The sequence below is a fragment of the Ottowia pentelensis genome, assembly GCF_964341695.1.
Window position 1 is genome coordinate 2,277,563 of the sequence record NZ_OZ224513.1, and the last position, 16,386, is coordinate 2,293,948.

General features: G+C 66.1%; 14 protein-coding genes and 1 tRNA gene. 10 read left to right on the forward strand and 5 right to left on the reverse strand.

The window, feature by feature from the left end; translation table 11 throughout:
- Positions 1–18: 18 nt before the first annotated feature.
- The 3 genes from ACWHMB_RS11065 to ACWHMB_RS11075 all read right to left on the reverse strand — a co-directional run bounded on the left by ACWHMB_RS11065 (position 19) and on the right by ACWHMB_RS11075 (position 4,434).
- Positions 19–2,052, reverse strand: coding sequence for a DUF2779 domain-containing protein (locus ACWHMB_RS11065; RefSeq protein WP_377484581.1), 2,034 nt, complete (start codon positions 2,050–2,052; stop codon positions 19–21).
- Positions 2,053–2,355: 303 nt separating this feature from the next.
- Positions 2,356–2,703, reverse strand: coding sequence for a hypothetical protein (locus tag ACWHMB_RS11070; RefSeq protein WP_377484580.1), 348 nt, complete (start codon positions 2,701–2,703; stop codon positions 2,356–2,358).
- A gap of 457 nt (positions 2,704–3,160) precedes the next feature.
- Positions 3,161–4,434, reverse strand: a protein-coding gene (locus tag ACWHMB_RS11075; protein WP_377484623.1) for an IS3 family transposase whose coding sequence is annotated in 2 segments (ribosomal slippage) — positions 3,161–4,176 and positions 4,176–4,434 — 1,275 coding nt in all. Because the reading frame shifts where the segments join, the coding sequence is not laid out codon by codon here.
- Between the two features lie 149 nt (positions 4,435–4,583).
- On the opposite strand from ACWHMB_RS11075, the gene ACWHMB_RS11080 reads away from it, so the two are divergent.
- The 7 genes from ACWHMB_RS11080 to ACWHMB_RS11110 all read left to right on the forward strand — a co-directional run bounded on the left by ACWHMB_RS11080 (position 4,584) and on the right by ACWHMB_RS11110 (position 11,879).
- Positions 4,584–5,555: an IS481 family transposase gene (locus ACWHMB_RS11080; protein WP_377542642.1), complete on the forward strand. Its 972-nt coding sequence runs from the start codon at positions 4,584–4,586 to the stop codon at positions 5,553–5,555.
- Between the two features lie 59 nt (positions 5,556–5,614).
- Positions 5,615–6,148: a LysR family transcriptional regulator gene (locus ACWHMB_RS11085; RefSeq protein ID WP_377478475.1), complete on the forward strand. Its 534-nt coding sequence runs from the start codon at positions 5,615–5,617 to the stop codon at positions 6,146–6,148.
- 91 nt (positions 6,149–6,239) lie between these two features.
- Positions 6,240–7,760, forward strand: coding sequence for an IS21 family transposase (istA, locus tag ACWHMB_RS11090; RefSeq protein WP_244451717.1), 1,521 nt, complete (start codon positions 6,240–6,242; stop codon positions 7,758–7,760).
- Positions 7,750–8,565, forward strand: coding sequence for an IS21-like element helper ATPase IstB (gene istB, locus ACWHMB_RS11095; RefSeq protein ID WP_244386885.1), 816 nt, complete (start codon positions 7,750–7,752; stop codon positions 8,563–8,565). The genes istA and istB overlap by 11 nt, the downstream gene beginning before the upstream one ends.
- Positions 8,566–8,782: 217 nt before the next feature.
- A complete protein-coding gene (locus tag ACWHMB_RS11100; RefSeq protein WP_377478477.1) occupies positions 8,783–10,138 on the forward strand; it encodes a PcfJ domain-containing protein in 1,356 nt (451 codons plus the stop codon).
- Positions 10,135–10,584, forward strand: coding sequence for a DUF3293 domain-containing protein (locus ACWHMB_RS11105; protein ID WP_293221882.1), 450 nt, complete (start codon positions 10,135–10,137; stop codon positions 10,582–10,584). Before ACWHMB_RS11100 ends, ACWHMB_RS11105 begins: the two co-directional genes overlap by 4 nt.
- 155 nt (positions 10,585–10,739) lie before the next feature.
- A complete protein-coding gene (locus ACWHMB_RS11110; protein WP_377478479.1) occupies positions 10,740–11,879 on the forward strand; it encodes a hypothetical protein in 1,140 nt (379 codons plus the stop codon).
- 197 nt (positions 11,880–12,076) lie between these two features.
- On the opposite strand, the gene ACWHMB_RS11115 is transcribed toward ACWHMB_RS11110, so the two are convergent.
- A tRNA-Lys gene (locus ACWHMB_RS11115) sits at positions 12,077–12,152 on the reverse strand.
- Positions 12,153–12,338: 186 nt separating this feature from the next.
- Here ACWHMB_RS11115 and gorA point away from each other — a divergent pair.
- From gorA to ACWHMB_RS11130, 3 genes are all read left to right on the forward strand, one after another.
- A complete protein-coding gene (gene gorA, locus ACWHMB_RS11120) occupies positions 12,339–13,724 on the forward strand; it encodes a glutathione-disulfide reductase (RefSeq protein WP_377478481.1) in 1,386 nt (461 codons plus the stop codon).
- Positions 13,725–13,910: 186 nt separating this feature from the next.
- Complete coding sequence (locus ACWHMB_RS11125) at positions 13,911–14,243, forward strand: gamma-glutamylcyclotransferase family protein (RefSeq protein ID WP_377478483.1); 333 nt, start codon at positions 13,911–13,913, stop codon at positions 14,241–14,243.
- Positions 14,244–14,392: 149 nt separating this feature from the next.
- Positions 14,393–14,908: an OsmC family protein gene (locus ACWHMB_RS11130; protein ID WP_377478485.1), complete on the forward strand. Its 516-nt coding sequence runs from the start codon at positions 14,393–14,395 to the stop codon at positions 14,906–14,908.
- A gap of 57 nt (positions 14,909–14,965) precedes the next feature.
- Here the strand turns inward: ACWHMB_RS11130 and ACWHMB_RS11135 are convergent, their stop codons facing one another.
- A complete protein-coding gene (locus ACWHMB_RS11135; protein ID WP_377478487.1) occupies positions 14,966–16,297 on the reverse strand; it encodes an MATE family efflux transporter in 1,332 nt (443 codons plus the stop codon).
- Positions 16,298–16,386: the final 89 nt, after the last annotated feature.

Genomic DNA, 16,386 nt, shown 5'->3' on the forward strand with positions numbered 1-16,386 from the left:
GATGCCCGTAGCGCCCGATCACTCGGCCGCCGCTGCCCGCGGGTCGTGGCGGTTGGCCTGCGACAGATCGGCCATCGCATCCCACGCCTGCACCGCCATCACCATGGCCAGCGTATCGAGCTCGCAGTACCGGAGCAGCGCGCTCTTGATGGCCTGGCGCCTGGACTCAGGCAGGTCCTCGAACTGCAGGCGCGCATAGGCCACCATCGCCGCGCCGCCTTCGCGCAGCTCGCCTGCCAGTTCACCGCCGATCAGCTCGAGCTCTTCAGCCGTGAGGTCATCGAAGACCGGCGGCAGCAGTTGATACGGGTCCATCACCACGCCGTCATGCTCACGCCACCATGCGATCGGTTCGCTGAAGTTCAGGCTGCTGCCCGGGCCGCCGTAGGAGGCGTGGCCATACAGATCACGCAACCGCCGAGAGCAGCTCATCAAGGCCGGCAGCACCTGCTTCAATGAGCTGCTGCCCCGGGTCATGGGGTGAAAGAAGAACTTGCCCGCGATATCGCACAGATCCACCATGTCGCGCAGGCCCGCGCCGCGGTCGCTGCCCGTGGTGATGCTTTCGATGAAGGCCACCAGCTCATCGCGATCGACCGGCGCATCAGACGCATCGAGCAGCTGCTCCCGGATGTGCTTGAGCACCGTATTCTCATGTGCGGCCCACCGGAAGACGGTGCCTTGGTCATGCCTGAGCGCCTCTCGCAGCGCGCGCACGAAGTCGATGTTGGGATCAACCCCGGGATCGGCGCCGAGCCACTGGCTGCGGTGCTCGACCCGCCCATCCTGATGCATGACGTGGTGCGAGAACTGGAACGCGATGGTCTCGTAAGGCCTGCGACCCTGGTGAAACGGCAGGGCCACCTGGCTGGTCTCGAAGTCGATGAAGTGCAGCGGGTAGCGCCATGGCGATCGCGCGGCCCGGTAGCCTTCGGCACCGAAATGGAAACCGCCGCCGCCGGGCCAGTCGGCGCGGCAGGCGTACCACTGTCGGTGCTTGGCCGTCAAACCTGCCGCCCCAGGCGCCCGGCCATCGAACTTGAGGTCCGCCCGCGTGACCTGGTCGAGCTTGAGCGTGCCCCGGTCGATGAGTTCGTTCTTGCCCCTGAAATTCCACAGATCGAGCACGGTGCCTTGTTCGAAGTCGGACTCATGCCAGCCAAAGGCCTGCGACCAGCACTCGTGAAAGCCGCTGCGCGGTTCTCCCGTCAAAGGCCATCGTGGGGCCCTGAACTGGCAAGCGCCGCACGCCGACGAGGGCATCGGGTCGATCGCCTTGTCCTCGACATAGGCGCGCGCCAGCGCATCGACCGCCTGCGCGAACGGCAGCGACCGCCCCGGGCCCACCGCGAGCGGCTCGGCCAGGATCTGGTCGATCTGGCTGTCGACGGCGATCTTGGTCAGCGGCGGCTCACCGACGCTACTCGCGCGGGTGCCGGGAGCCAACTGCACCCACAGGCGGCCATCCGAGCGCACGATCTTGAAACGCTGGTTGAGCCCATCCACGGTGGCGCGCTTGTTCTTGTCGACCAGCAGCAAAAAGGCTTTGACCTGGCAGTCGGGCAGCGCGGCTTGTGCCACATGGCGCTGGAACGCGACATCCAGCAGGTAGGGATGGAATCCTGATTGAATCTGCCCCTTCGCACCGCGGAAGTCTCTATCCTTCTCGGCGCGATAGGACTTGGCCTTGACCTCGATGAGTTCGACCGCCTGTCCGCATTTGCGCAGGATGTCGACGCGGATGAACAAATTGCCGACCGACAGCGCCGCTTCAAAGACGGTGACCTCGTCCTGCTGCAGCAGTGCTGCGGTGCGCTCCAGCGCTGCCGCGTGATCGAGCTCATCGATGCGCACACCGTCGGCATAGGCCAGACGGGCCAGCTCGCCCACCTGGTAGCCGCCATCGGCCAGCGCGGCCAAAAAGCTGTCGTCCAGCGACCGATCGAGGTACTCGCGCTTGCCGGTGTAGAAAAGCTTGCGCGGGCATTCGGTGGCCAGCTTGAAGCGGGACTTGGTGAGAGAGCGCGTGGAGTTGCGTGATGACGTGGCCATCGATGAATCTCTTTGGCGTCTGCGTTGTCCCTGACATCAGTCTTTTCCAAACGTGGTATGAGCCTGGAGCGGCCCGACCTCGGGGACGCGTGGAGGTTCGATCCGTTGTAGACAAGTCCAGTGTATGGGGGCCCGGGTCTAGGGGGTTTTCTGCCTCCACAGGACGCAGCCCCGCAGGGGGATTCAGCCTGGGCGGGCGGGCATCCGTCGCAACAGTGCTTGGCGCGATTCGTTGAGCTCATCAGCAGCCGGCACATCGGCGAGTGTCGTGGCCAGATCGCGCAGATGTTCGAACGTGATGCCTTAGCGTAGACCCCGGTTGGCATCGGCCAGCACGTGCACCTCGGAGATCGTCTGCACCGCGGCTACCACCTGCCGTTGGGTGACGCAGTCCACTGCGTTGATGTGATGCAGGACCTTGATGCCGTCGTGATCGCGCTGGGGGTGGGCGCTGCCGATGCGGATAAAGCCGCCGCGGCCCGTGGGGAGCGGAGCCCGGCGCACGCCGATTTCCACCCATCTGGACCGTCGGTTCTTGGTCGCCACCACGCCCTGGGCGCAGTAGCCCGCGCTGCGGCGCAAGTTGTACAAGTGCGACCCGGAGATCTGTACCGTCGCAAGGAACTGCGGATGAGCGGTCTTCGTGCTCAAGCTCGAGACGCGGCCGGCTACCAAAGGGGAATTGATGCAGATGAAACCGGTTTTGAGCCCAAGACTTCGGAGACATGAAAGCGCCCCTTCACAAGTTCGAAATTGTTCAGCCGGAGAGCGGGGGCTAGTCTTCGGGATGTTCGCGTTCCCCGGAGCGCCCGCACCCATTCAGGAGACAAATCAATGAAGATTTTGTACTGGCACAGGAGGCTTTTCCTGCTGGCCGCCGCGATTTTCCTGCCCGTTGCACAGGTTCACGCGAAGGATGTCTACCCATCCAAGCCCGTCACCCTGTTGGTACAGCAATCCCCGGGTTCCACAGGTGACCTGGTTGCCCGCGCGCTTGGGGACGCGTTGTCCAAGCGCTGGGGCCAGAGCGTGATTGTGGAAAACAAGCCGGGAGCGAATGGAATCATTGGACTTGACCCCATCCCACGGACAGGTATTGGCTTGATTCTCAAGCCGTCTCTGGTGCAGGGTTATCCACGGGCGGCGTGGCGCATGCCACGCAGACGCCGCCGGTGGGTAACCCGGTGCTGGGGGCGCGATCGTTGTTCGCGGCAAACTCCTCCTCGTATTTGGTGGGTGAGAGATAGCCCAGCGACGAGTGCAGTCGGCGCGGGTTGTACCAGCCCTCGATCCAGGTAAACAGCGTCGTCCTGGCTTCGGTCTTGGTCTTGAAGCTGCGCCGCTCAATCAGCTCGCACTCGAGCGTGGCAAAGAAGCTCTCGGCCATGGCGTTGTCATACGCATCGCCCACCGTGCCCATGGAGGGGCGCACGCCCATTTCCTGGCAACAGTTGCCAAAGGCGATGCTGGTGTACTGGCTGCCCTGGTCGGAGTGATGGATGACCGAATCTGGGCGCCTGGTGTGCAGCGCCATGTTCAGCGCCGAGATCACCAGATCGGCCGTCATCTGCTCTCCCATCGCCCAGCCCACCACCTTGCGGCTGAATGCATCGAGCACCATGGCCAGGTAGACAAAGCCTGTCCACGTGGGCACGTAGGTCATGTCGGCCACCCACAGCTGGTTGGGCGCGTCGGCCCGAAAGTGCCGGTTGACCAGATCGGGGGCGGGCCGTTGGCGCTTGTCGCGCTCGGTGGTCACGACAAAGCCCCTGCGCCGGCTCACACCGCGCAGCCCCGCTTGTCGCATCAGCCGGGCGATGCGCTTGCGGCTGACGCTCTGGCCGTCGGCCTTGAGCTGTGCGCGCACGCGTGGCATGCCGTAGGTGCCATCCGATGCCTGATGCACCTGCCGGATTTGCTCGGCAAGACGTGCGTTGGCCGTCTGCCGGGCGCTGGGGCGGCGTGCGAGCCAATCGTGGTAGCCGCTGCTGGAGACGCCCAGCACCCGGCACATGGTGCGTACCGGGAAGCGGCGCTTGGAGTCGGCCTGGCTTGCACTCATGAGTTCGTAGACCCGCTGAACGTCTTGTCGTGTCTGGCGGCAAACCAGGCCGTAGCCTTTACCAAGATATCGCGCTCCTGCTCTACCTGGCGCAGCCTGCGGCGCAGGCGCACCAACTCTTCACGTTCGGCCGTGCTCAAACCTTCCCTGCCGGGCAGTGCTGCGCCGCGATCGCGTGCGTCTTGCGCCACCCAGTTGGAGATGGTCTGCGCGGTGACGTTGAACTCCCGCGAGAGCTCGGCCGGCGTGCGCCCGGCATGGGCGAGCTCCAGGATTTGTTGTCGAAATGCCGCCGGATATGGCGGGCGGGTTCTGGGCATTGCGGACTCCTTTGATCCAAACGGTAAGGTGTCCGTGAATGTCGCATCCCGGACGATTGCATAGATGAAAACCGCTACCCGCTGTTCATGGCCCGAGCCGTATTGCGGGAGTTGATAGAGTCCTTGCAAGCCACCGGGAGTGCCACGCCATGCTGATAGCCCTGCACAAGAACGCCCGCACGACACCGGCCGTGCGCGCCGAGATCGCGGCCAGCCACGAGACCGCCGCTGTCCTGGCCCAGCGCTTTGGCATCACCGAGCAAACGGTCTACAAGTGGAAGAAGCGCCAGGTCTTTGGGGATCGCTCGCACACGGCCCATCGCCTGCAGACGGTGCTCACGCCGGCGCAAGAGAGCGTGGTGGTGCACCTGCGGCGCACCTTGCTGCTGCCCCTGGATGACCTGCTGGCTGTCACGCGGGAGTTCATTTGCCCCCATGTCTCGCGCTCAGGCCTGGATCGGTGCCTGCGCCGCCATGGCGCGGGCAACCTCAATGCCCTCAAGCCCCAGGAGCCTACCGTGGCCCACAAGGCCTTCAAGAGCTACGAGCCGGGCTATGTGCACATGGACGTGAAATACCTGCCCCAGATGCAGGACGAGAGCAGTCGGCGCTACCTGTTCGTGGCCATCGACCGGGCCACGCGCTGGGTGTACGTGGCCCTCAAGGCCAACAAGACCGCCGCCAGTGCACAGTCCTTCCTGAAGGCACTGCACAAGGCCTGCCCGATCAAGATCCACAAGCTGCTGACCGACAACGGCAAGGAGTTCACCGATCGCCTGTTTGCCAGCCGCGAGCGCCAGCCCAGCGGCAACCACGAGTTCGATCAGTTGTGCGACGAGTTGGGGATCGAACACCGCCTGACCAAGCCCAGAACGCCCAGGACCAATGGCATGGTGGAGAGGTTCAACGGTCGCATTGCCGACGTGCTCAAGACGCACAGGTTCAACAGCCGCGAGGACATGGAGCAGACCTTGCTGCGTTATGTGGCCCTGTACAACCACCAACTGCCGCAGTCAGCGCTGGGCAGCAAGACGCCTATGCAGACCATGAAGCAGTGGTATCAGGAGAGCCCGCATCTGTTTCACAAGCGACCTTATGATCGTCCGGGATGCGACACGTGAAAAAGGGTCAACTTCAAGCAGTGGCCTCGGATCTTGCTTGATTGATCTCCTCGAACTGATTGGACCCCGACCTTTGGCGGTGCGTCGAGTTCGACCTCGCATTGGGCGCACAATCTATCGATCTCCGACAGGTGATTGTTTATATGGAAATCGCGCGAATCTTGAGACGAATCAATCTGAACTTACTCCCAATTCTGGCGGAGCTACTTCGCTGCGCTAGTGTGTCTCAGGCTGCAGAACGCTTGCACCTCACGCAATCGACGATCAGTGGCTCGCTCAAGCAGCTTCGGGTATTGTTTGACGACCAACTCCTGGCGCCGAGCGGCCGGCAAATGGTGTTGACGAAGAAAGCCAGCCAACTGCTTCCTGAGATCGAACGCATCATGAAGTTGGCGGAGCACCTTTTTGAGAACGAGAGTTTCGAGCCTCGTTCGTCGACGACAAACTTCAGGATAGCCACCGCAGACTACGTGTCCGCGCTTGTCACGTCTCGCCTTGGCACAATCCTTCAGCAGGACGCCCCAAACGTCACTATCAGTCTTACTCCGACGCCGGGAATGTCGGCGAAGGTGTTGACGCCGACCGAAAACTGACCATCTGAAGGCGGGGATGCCGATCCAAAATTGACCAGGGTGTATCACGCGACTGCTGAATTTTTCGGCAGGAGCAAAAGAGGTGATCACCATGGACATGATTGGCAAGGTCAGGCGCATGAAGATGCGCGACGGGGTCTCGGTGAGCGAGATCGCGAGGAAGACGGGTTTGTCGAGGAACACCGTCAAGAAGTGGCTGAAGGCGCCGGCGGCGGTTGAGCCGCGGTATGAACGCCCAGCCAAAGAGGGCAAGCTGTCAGCGTTCGAAGCGACGCTGGTGGCGGCGCTCAAGACGGATGCGCACCGGGCGCGGGATCAGCGGCGCACGGCACGCGCGCTGTTTGTGCAGATCCAGGCCCAGGGCTACCGGGGCGGCTACAGCGCGGTGACGGACTTCATCCGGGCGTGGCGGCAGGACTCGGGCAAGGACACCACGAAGGCGTTTGTGCCATTGAGCTTCGAGTTGGGCGAGGCGTTCCAGTTTGACTGGAGCGAAGAAGGCATCGTGGTGGGCGGGGTGTACCACCAGGCGCAGGTGGCGCACCTGAAGCTGTGCGCGTCGCGCGCGTTCTGGCTGGTGGCGTACCCCAGCCAGGGGCACGAGATGCTGTTCGATGCTCACACCCGCTCGTTTGCAGCGCTGGGCGGCGTTGCCCGCCGGGGCATCTACGACAACATGAAGACGGCGGTGGACAAGGTCAAGAAGGGCAAGGGCCGGGTGGTCAATGCCCGGTTTGCTGCGATGTGCAGCCACTACCTGTTCGATGCGGACTTCTGCAACGTGGCCTCGGGCTGGGAGAAGGGCGTGGTGGAGAAGAACGTGCAGGACAGCCGGCGGCGGGTATGGCTGGAGGCGCGCGAGCGCAAGTTCACGAGCTTTGCCGAACTCAACGCGTGGCTGGCCGAGCGTTGCAAGGCGGTGTGGGCGGACACGCCCCACCCCGAACATCGGGAACTGAGCATCGCCGATGTGTTGCAAGCCGAACGCGAGCATCTCATGGGCATGCCAGCGCCGTTTGACGGCTACGTGGAGCGCCCCGCGCGGGTGAGCAGGACCTGCCTGGTGACGGTGGCGCGCAACCGCTACTCGGTGCCCTGCGAGTGGGCCGGCCACATGGTGAGCACGCGGCTGTACCCCACCCGGGTGGATGTGGTGGCCGCTGACGCACTGGTGGCCAGCCACGAGCGGGTATTGAACCGGGGGCAGACGGTGTTCGACTGGCAGCACTACATCGAGCTGGTGCAGCGCAAGCCCGGGGCGCTGAGGAACGGCGCCCCGTTTGCCGACCTGCCCCGGCCGCTGGCGCAACTGCGCCACGCCCTCATGCGTCACGAGGGCGGCGACCGGGTGCTCTCGGAGGTGCTGGCGCTGGTGCCCACGGCGGGGCTGGACGCGCTGCTGGTGGCGGTGGAACTGGTCCTTGAGCACGCCACACCCAGCGGTCACATCAGCGTGGAGCATGTGCGCAACGTGCTGGCGCGCCTGAGCGATCCACAGCGCCCGCCGCCGGCGGACACGGCCTTGGCGCTGCGCGAGGCACCTCGCGCCGACACCCACCGCTACGACCGGCTGCGTGGCGCCCAGACGCGGGAGGGCGGCTATGTCCACTGATGTGCTGCTCGAACTCAAGGGCCTGCGGCTGTACGGCATGGCCAGTGCCTGGGGTGACCTGCTGGGGCAAGGGGAGACAGCGGCGCTGCAGAGCGCGCGCTGGCTGCTGGAGCACCTGTTGCAGGCCGAGGGGGTGGACCGGGCGATGCGCTCGGTGTCGTACCAGATGAAAGCGGCGCGCTTCCCCATGCACCGGGATCTGGCCGGCTTTGACTTCGACGCCTCGGCGGTGGAGCGACCGTTGGTCAGTCAGCTGGCCAGCCTGGCGTTCACCGATGACGCCCACAACGTGGTGCTGATCGGTGGGCCCGGAACGGGCAAGACGCACCTGGCCAGCGCGCTGGGCATTGCCGCCATCACCCAGCACGGCAAGCGGGTGCGCTTCTTCTCAACGGTCGATCTGGTCAACGCGCTGGAGCAGGAGAAAGCGCAAGGGCGCGCGGGGCGTATCGCGGCCAGCCTGCTGCACGTGGACTTGCTCATCCTCGATGAGCTGGGCTATTTGCCATTCAGCCAGGCCGGTGGGGCGCTGCTGTTCCACCTGCTCAGCCGGCTGTACGAGCACACCAGCGTGATGATCACGACCAACCTGGCGTTTGCCGAGTGGTCCAGCGTGTTCGGCGACGCGAAGATGACCACCGCGCTGCTGGACCGGCTGACGCACCACTGCCACATCGTGGAGACGGGCAACGAGTCCTACCGGTTCCGCCACAGCTCCAGCCAGGTCAAGGCAAAGGGCAAGGCACGCGAGCAGGCAAAAGCCAGGGTGCAAGCAGCAGAGGCATCTGAGCCAGAGCCATTCTGAAAGCCGCCGCCGCCAGCAAGCCGCTACGGGCTACGCCCTTCACGGCTTGCTGGCGGCAATCCACGTCCGAGCGAAAAGGAGATTCAAGAAACAGCTTTGACCGTATAGTTATCCACAGCCGGGCATCAAAAACCCGGTGCAAGCCCCTGGTCAAAATTCAATCGGCACGTCTGGTCAATTTTGAATCGGCGCCAACACCCAGAGCACGCAACAGCGCGTGCGGGCCCTGCTCGCCCAGGCCCTGGACCTCGACACCCGGATCGTGCGCCGCGCCCGCCGCTGGCTGCCGCACCAGGACGGCAGCCCGATCCGGCTGGCCGACTACAACCTGACGCTCTGGCGCCGCCAGCAGGGGCCGCGCCTGCGGTCCGAATCGCCGCAATGGCTACCGCTGCTGGCCCAGCTGTGGCGCCACCTGCCGACCGAGGGCGAGCCCGTGGCCAATCTCCGGGCACTGCTGCTGAGCCACGGCGTCAGCCCCGCCATGTGGCGGCTGCTGCACCGCGAGGGCACGGGCTGGATCAGGCCGCTGCGCAACTACTACACCAAGGAAAGCCAGCGCAGTGGGCGTGCCGCGCTCGAGTTGGTGCTGAAGGCGCAGAAATTCGGCACCCGCCAGTTGGTGCCGCTCTGGCTGCTGCAGGCACTGATGAATCTCGATGGCAACCCGAATCTGCCTCGCAAGAGCTACCTGAAGAATCCGGAAGATCCCATCGACGCGCCGATGGCGGCGCGCCTGGGGCAATGGGCTGCCGATAGGGTCCTGTCCGGCGACGAGCAGGCATTGCAGCAGTTGCATGATCGGTGCTACCTGCTGCTGAACTGGGCGGCGGCGCACCCACGGTACGTGACCAGTCGCGCCCTGCGACAGGTGACGCTGACCGGGCTGTGGCGCAAGGCCGAGCAGTGGCACCAGCAGGAGCTGGCCAGGGCCAGGCAGCTAAAGCCTTGGCGCGCGCCGTTCGAGCTGACGGCGCTCCAGCACGACGAGTTGGAGCTGGTATGGCTGGGCAGTGCCGCCGACATCCTGGATGAGGCCTGCGCCATGCGCCACTGCGCCGACAGCTATGTCGAGCGCTGCGCGCGTGGCAGCTATGTGCTGCTGTCGGTGCGGCGCAAGGACACGGGCAAGCGCCTGGCCACGGTGGGCCTGCAGTGGGCCGATGGTCGCCTGCAATTGCACCAGATGACCGGCTTTGCCAATGCGCTGGTGCCGCCGCCGATCGCCGCGGTCGCCCAGCAGGCCGTGGCGTCCATGAAGATCAACCAACCGGAGCCCATCATGCACAAAAGCAGCAAGTCAAGAACCTATGTGCACCTCACCGCGGTGTGGGGCAATGACGATGCCGAATCCACCATCAAGGTCAGCCGGCGGCGCTGGCAACAGATCCAGGACGGCGAGCCCTACTGCGCGACGGCGTGGTCCTGGTACGAGGGCACTCGCACGCGCACGACCTGGTCGTTCGGGGACGGCGAGCTCACCATCTCGCAGGACGACGGATTCGAGTGCTATTTGACGATCCGGCAGTTGTACGTCAACGAGGTCACCTCCGCAGCGAGGCCGAAGAAATGACTGGGCACCCGCAATCCTCGGCTGCCGCATCAATCATCGATCCAGGCACGATTCAAGCCTATCGGGAAACCGAGTACCGCGTGCTGGGCGGGCAGCCCTTCACCCTGCGGGTGGGCAAGGTCTGCGCCGACTTGCTGGCGGCCCACAAGTTGCACCAGGTCGATGGCAGTGCCTTCCTGACCGCCTGCAATCCGTTCAGCCAGCGCTCGGGCGACGCTGCCAATGCGAACCGGCAGGCCGAGTTGGCCGCCGAGCTCACGCGGCGCGGCCTGACGTTCGCGCCCGGCATCGGCCAGCATCCGTCCAACGACTGGCCGGGCGAGGACGGTTCCCTGGTGTTTGGTCTCGATCTCGAGGCGGCCAAGGCACTCGGTGCGCGCTTCGAGCAGAACGCCCTCATCTGGAGCGGCGCCGATGGTGTGCCGCAGTTGATCCTGCTGCGCTGAACCCTTCAGGCGTGGTCGGCCTGCCCGCAAGGGCGCAACGACCGGGGGGATTTGATCCAGCTTGCCGCCCCCGACCTGTCGTCAAAGCGGCTAAAGAGGAGTGTTGACATGTTCGTCAATCGCATTGACCTGGCCCTGTTCAAGGAGGTCCGGTCATGAATCACCCCATCGTTGAGCAACAGGCCAAAACGCCCGCGTCCATCCACCTGCTGCGTTACGTGCCGCAGCGACGCCCATTCAACTGGCGCGCGCTGGATCCGGCTGCGGTTCGATCGGCCGGCGACTTGCCGCCCTACCTGATCCTGGGCTCGCTGGACGAGGCCAGCTTCAAGCGCACGGACAAGGGCTGGTCGGCGCGCTGGCAGGGCAGCGAGCCGGACACCTGGTTCGAGCTGGCGCACGACGCCGGTCGGCAGCAGTGGGTGGCCGAAGACCGCTGGCGCGGCATCACCGGCTCCATCACCACCTACAAGACGCGCATCCCGCTGCCGGTGGTGATCGGCCAGGCCATGTACGGCTGGTTCCCGGAGAATTGGGACAGCGCCGCGAAGTCACTGCTGGAAGGGACCTATCAGCTGCAGGTGATCGAGCCGCAACAAGGGGCGCTGTCGATGTGCGGCATTCCGGACGGGCCACTGAGGACGATTGCATTCCCGCTCGCGGTGGGTGATCTGCGCGGCTTCCGTGACCGGCTGCGGCAGTGTCTCGAGCGCTGGCGGCTGCCCTACCCGGTGGCCGCCGAAGCCCGGCTCACCTACCAGGGGGTGAGCTGGCACGAAGGCGAGGCGACAGGCTGGACCGACAGCACCCGGCCCGAAGACGCCTTCTGCCAGTCGGTACGGGACACTGGCCTGCTGCCGTTTGGCTACCCGCGCCGCAGCGAGGTGCCCGGCAAGCCGGCCGTCTGGACGCACACGCGTGAGCTGTACTTCGTGTATCTGACCTTGCCGTTTGCGGGCCTGACCGACTTGCTGCATCGGCTGGCCAGCAGCCAGGGGCCGATCCGCAAAGTTGATGATCCAGGCTTGCGCTTCGAGTGGCAGCCGTTGGTGCTGTCGGCCGGGCTGGAGCACTTGGCGGCCGACCTCACGCTGGACGATGACCCCAGAACCACGCTCATGTACCTGCGCTTCAAGCCGCTGGCGCAGTGGGGCAAGGGCGTGACGGTGGACAAGCTGATCGACGGCATCCGCAGCGCCGAGGATGACCTGGCGCGCGCCGAGGCGATCAGCGCGGACATCGTGGGGCACATCGAGCGCATCGTCGAGCAGATCAACGACGAGGAGCAGGCATGAACCGGAACCCGTGCAGCAACGCGATCGACTCACGATCAAGGTGAGCGAGGCGTTCGGCGGCAGAGCGATGGCATGGGCGATCGGCTCGACCTGCGGCCATGTCAAAAACCCCGTACCGGTGGCTACACCATGGCTACACGGGCCCGAAAAGAAAAAAGCGCACTACAGTTTATGTAGCGCGTTTTCCTTATGTGTCTTGGTGGGCCCTGTAGGGGTCGAACCTACGACAAACGGATTAAGAGTCCGCTGCTCTACCAACTGAGCTAAGAGCCCCGAATTTCGTCCGATGCGGGAAATCCGAAGCTCGGCATTATAGGGGAAATTCGGGCTTGTCCGAGCCAAGCCAAACTCCGTCGCAAGCCACCCGCGCCCGGCCGAAAGCCCCTGCGCCATCTTCGTGCGGCGCGGGCTGTCTACACTGAAAGCTGCTTTCATCCCCTACGCAAAATCTCCCTCACCATGACTGAATTCGACCACGACCTCTTCGTCATCGGCGGCGGCTCGGGCGGCGTGCGCGCGGCGCGCTTTGCGGCGCAGCGCGGGGCGCGCGTGGCCATGGCCGAAAGCGGGCGCATGGGCGGCACCTGCGTCAACGTCGGCTGCATCCCCAAGAAGCTCTACAGCTACGGCGCGCACTACGCCGAGGCTTTTACGGAAAGCGCGGGCTTCGGCTGGCGCCTGCCGGGCACGCCCACGCTGGACTGGGCCACGCTCAAGACCAACCGCGCCACGGAGATCACCCGCCTGAACGGCATCTACGACGGCCTGATGTCGGGCGCGAACGTGCTGCGCCTGCAAGGCCATGCGCGGCTGCTCGATGCGCACACCGTCGAGGTCGCGCTGGAAGGCGGCGCCACCATGCGCCACCACGCGCGCCACATCCTGATCGCCACCGGCGGCACGCCCTTCGTGCCCGACGTGCCGGGGCGCGAGCTGGCCGTCACCTCGGACGACATGTTCGACCTGCCGGTGTTTCCCCGGCGCCTGGCGGTGGTGGGCGGCGGCTACATCGCGTGCGAGATGGCCAGCATCTTCCACGGCCTGGGCGCGCAGGTCACGCTGCTGTACCGCGGCGAGCAAATCCTGCGCGGCTTCGACGACGAGGTGCGCGACTTCACCGCCGAGGAGATGCGCAAGCACGGCGTCGAAATCCGCACCCACGCCGACGTGGCGCGTATCGAGGCGGCGGGCGCCGCACGGCGCGTGCACCTGAAGGACGGCAGCGCCATCGAGGCCGACGTGGTGCTGTACGCCACCGGCCGTCACGCCAACACCGCCGGCCTGGGGCTGGACGCGCTGGGCGTGCGGCTGTCGCCCAGCGGCGCCATCGAGGTGGACGAGCGCTTCGCCACCAGCGTGCCCGGCATCTACGCCATCGGCGACGTGGTGGGCCGGCTCGAACTGACCCCGGTCGCGCTGGCCGAAGGCATGGTGCTGGCTGACGAGCTGTTCGGCCCGCCGCCCGGCCAGGCCGCGCGCCGCATGGACTACGCCAACATCCCCACCGCCGTCTTCACCCACCCGCCCATCGGCACCGTGGGCCTGAGCGAGCAGCAGGCGCGCGCCCAGTTCGGCGCCGTCCAGGTGTTTCGCAGCGATTTCAAGCCGCTCAAGCACACCGTGAGCGGCGGCAGCGAACGCACCCTGGTCAAGCTGATCGTCGACGCCAAGACCGACCGCGTGCTCGGCCTGCACATGGTCGGCGCCGACGCCGGCGAGATCGTGCAGGGCTTTGCCGTGGCGCTGAAGTGCGGCGCCACCAAGGCCCAGTTCGACGCCACCATCGGCATCCACCCCACCAGCGCGGAAGAATTCGTCACGCTGCGCCAGGTCAGCCGGACCTAAGAAGGTGTGAACGAACCCCTCATGCCCGCCTTGACCGCCAAAACCCGCCCGCCCGGCGTTGCAAATGCTCGCCGTAGCTCGGGCTACGGCTGTGCTTTGCGCCTCGATCGGACGCGTTTTGACGATCCTTTCGGGCACTCGCGATTCATTCACACATTCTGATCCACGCCCACCGAAGGAGCGAGCATGAGCGATCGACTCTTTGTCTACGGCACCCTGGCCCCCGGCCGGCCGAACGAGCACGTGCTGGCCCCGCTGCACGGCACCTGGCAGGCCGCCACCGTGCGCGGCACCCTGCTGCCCGAAGGCTGGGGCGCCGCCGCCGGCTATCCGGGTATCGTGCTGGATGAGGCCGGCGAGCCGGTGCAAGGTTTTGTCTTCACCTCGCCCGAGCTGCACCTGCACTGGCCGCGGCTCGATGCCTTCGAGGGCGACGGCTACGAGCGCGTCGCGGTGCTGGCCGAGTTGCCCGATGGCCAGCGGGTCGAGGCGCAAATCTATGCGCTGCGCAGGAATTGAGGCTCCTGCGAAGGCGTTGAACCCATCGAGATCCATTGCCGGCGTTCATGAAAATGCCGTCGGCCCCGCCGCTTGCCCGGCGCCCAAAAACTCTTCAAACTGCCGGTGCCTCGGCTGGCGGGGCTTTCAGACACGGTCAAGGAGGCAGGATGAGCCATGAACGGATTCAGGAGTCGATCGTCCGCATCACCCAATACTTCGCGGACAACCCGGACAAGGGCCTGGTGTCGGACAAGGCGGCCATCGCCACGCTCCAGGACGGCCTGGCGTGCAAGGCCGAGGGGCCCAATGGAGCGACGCTGCTGTCCGACATGCCCAAGAGCGTGGGTGGCGGCGCCAGCGCACCCACGCCGGGCTGGTTTCTGCGGGCGGCGCTGGCCAACTGCGATGCGACCGTCATCGCCATGCGGGCGGCGCAGCTTGGCGTGACGCTTGCCCGACTCGAGGTGGTGGTCGACAGCAGTTCCGACGACCGCGGCATTTTCGGGCTGGGCGATGGCGTGCCGCCGGGGCCGCAGGCGATGCGCATCCGGGTCACCATCGCGGGACATGGCGCAACCGCGCAGCAACTGCGTGACATCGTCGAGTGGGCCGAACGCCACTCCCCCGTCGGCGATGCGATTCGCCGGGCGATCCCGACGCGGCTTGAAGTGGAACTGCCCTGAGCCCGAAAAGATCGAAGGGCCGATCGAAACCGGTTTGCCGGATTGGTCGGCAGGCCTTCAGGCTTGGGCCTCCACCGCCCGCGCACTCACCCACCCCAGCAGCCAGCGCACCACCCCCGCCGTCACCAGCAGACTGCCGGCCGCCGCCTGCCAGAAGGCGGCGGGCGACAGCTGCGGCGCCAGCGGGCCCAGGCCGTGATAGGCCAGCAGGTAGCCGCCGCCCAGGCCCACGCCCCACAGCAGAACGCAGTAGACGACAAAGGGCGCCAGCGTGACCCGGTAGCAGCGCAGCACGAAGATCGACACGGTCTGCATCGCGTCGGACACGTGCAGCAGCGCCACCCAGGCCAGCAGTTTCGCGGCCAGCAGCGCCACGCCGGCGTGGGCGGTGTAGATGTCGACGATCCAGCCGCGCAGCAGCAGCACCGCCGCGGCCATCAGCAGCGCCAGGCCCAGCGCCAGCTTGACGGCCAGCAGGGCCAGCGCGCGGGCGCGCGCCTCGTCGCCGGCGCCGCGCCAGTAGCCCACGCGCGCGCTGGCGGCAATCGCCAGGGCCAGCGGCGTCATGTAGAGCAGCGCGGTGACGTTGGCGGCGATCTGGTGCGCCGCCGTGGCCGTGGTGCCCAGGCGCGCGACGAACAGCGCCATCAGCGTGAACGAGGTGATCTCCACCACCAGCGTCAGCGCCGCCGGCACGCCCAGGCGCGCAAAGGCTCGCAGCGTGGGGCCGTGCGGCGGCTCCACGCGTCGCCACAAACCCAGCGCGACAAAGAAGGGCTGCGTGCGCAGCAGCCACAGCGCCAGCGCGCACAGAAAGAAGTTGACCGCGAACGTGGCCCAGGCGCAGCCGACCACGCCCAGCTCGGGCAGGCCCCAGATGCCGAAGGTCAGTCCCACCGACAGCGGCACCTTGACGGCCAGCGCCACCACCTGCAGCCAGCTCACCAGCTGCGGCTTGCCCAGCGCCTGGCTGAGCGTGCTGAAGGCGCGAAACAACAGCGACGCCGGCAGGCTCCAGCCCACCACGGCCAGGTATTCGGCCGCCACCGTGCGCAGCTCGGGCGGCACCTGGGTGGCGCGCAGGATGGGCTGCGGGTGCAGCAGCAGCGCCATGCCCAGCACGCTGGCCGCCGCGCACAGGTACAGCGACTGCCGCGCCGAGGGGCCGATGGCCGCCAGCCGGCGCCCGCCGTGCAGCTCGGCCCAGATCGGCAGCAGCGCCGTCAGCAAGCCGTTGAGCGACACGTAGACCGTGACGAACACCGACGAGCCGATGGCCAGCGCCGCCAGCGACAGGTCAGAATGACGGCCGGCCACGATGGTGTCGACCGCGCCGAAGGCCATCACCGCCACCTGCCCCACCCACACCGACGCGGCGTGACCGGCCATGGTCCTGAGCTCTTGCGGGGGAACGGATGAGGGAAAAGCGGCCACGGTCACGGCGGGCATTGTGCCAAGCGGCGGGCGCCTGAAAGCGA

Bases quoted from the DNA above. Each gene is read 5' to 3' on its own strand.
- istA (WP_244451717.1), top strand. From the start codon at position 6,240: ATGGACATGATTGGCAAGGTCAGGCGCATGAAGATGCGCGACGGGGTC.
- ACWHMB_RS11125 (WP_377478483.1), top strand. From the start codon at position 13,911: ATGAGCGATCGACTCTTTGTCTACGGCACCCTGGCCCCCGGCCGGCCG.
- ACWHMB_RS11130 (WP_377478485.1), top strand. From the start codon at position 14,393: ATGAGCCATGAACGGATTCAGGAGTCGATCGTCCGCATCACCCAATAC.
- ACWHMB_RS11080 (WP_377542642.1), top strand. From the start codon at position 4,584: ATGCTGATAGCCCTGCACAAGAACGCCCGCACGACACCGGCCGTGCGC.
- ACWHMB_RS11065 (WP_377484581.1), bottom strand. From the start codon at position 2,052: ATGGCCACGTCATCACGCAACTCCACGCGCTCTCTCACCAAGTCCCGC.
- ACWHMB_RS11110 (WP_377478479.1), top strand. From the start codon at position 10,740: ATGAATCACCCCATCGTTGAGCAACAGGCCAAAACGCCCGCGTCCATC.
- istB (WP_244386885.1), top strand. From the start codon at position 7,750: ATGTCCACTGATGTGCTGCTCGAACTCAAGGGCCTGCGGCTGTACGGC.
- ACWHMB_RS11135 (WP_377478487.1), bottom strand. From the start codon at position 16,297: ATGGCCGGTCACGCCGCGTCGGTGTGGGTGGGGCAGGTGGCGGTGATG.
- gorA (WP_377478481.1), top strand. From the start codon at position 12,339: ATGACTGAATTCGACCACGACCTCTTCGTCATCGGCGGCGGCTCGGGC.
- ACWHMB_RS11105 (WP_293221882.1), top strand. From the start codon at position 10,135: ATGACTGGGCACCCGCAATCCTCGGCTGCCGCATCAATCATCGATCCA.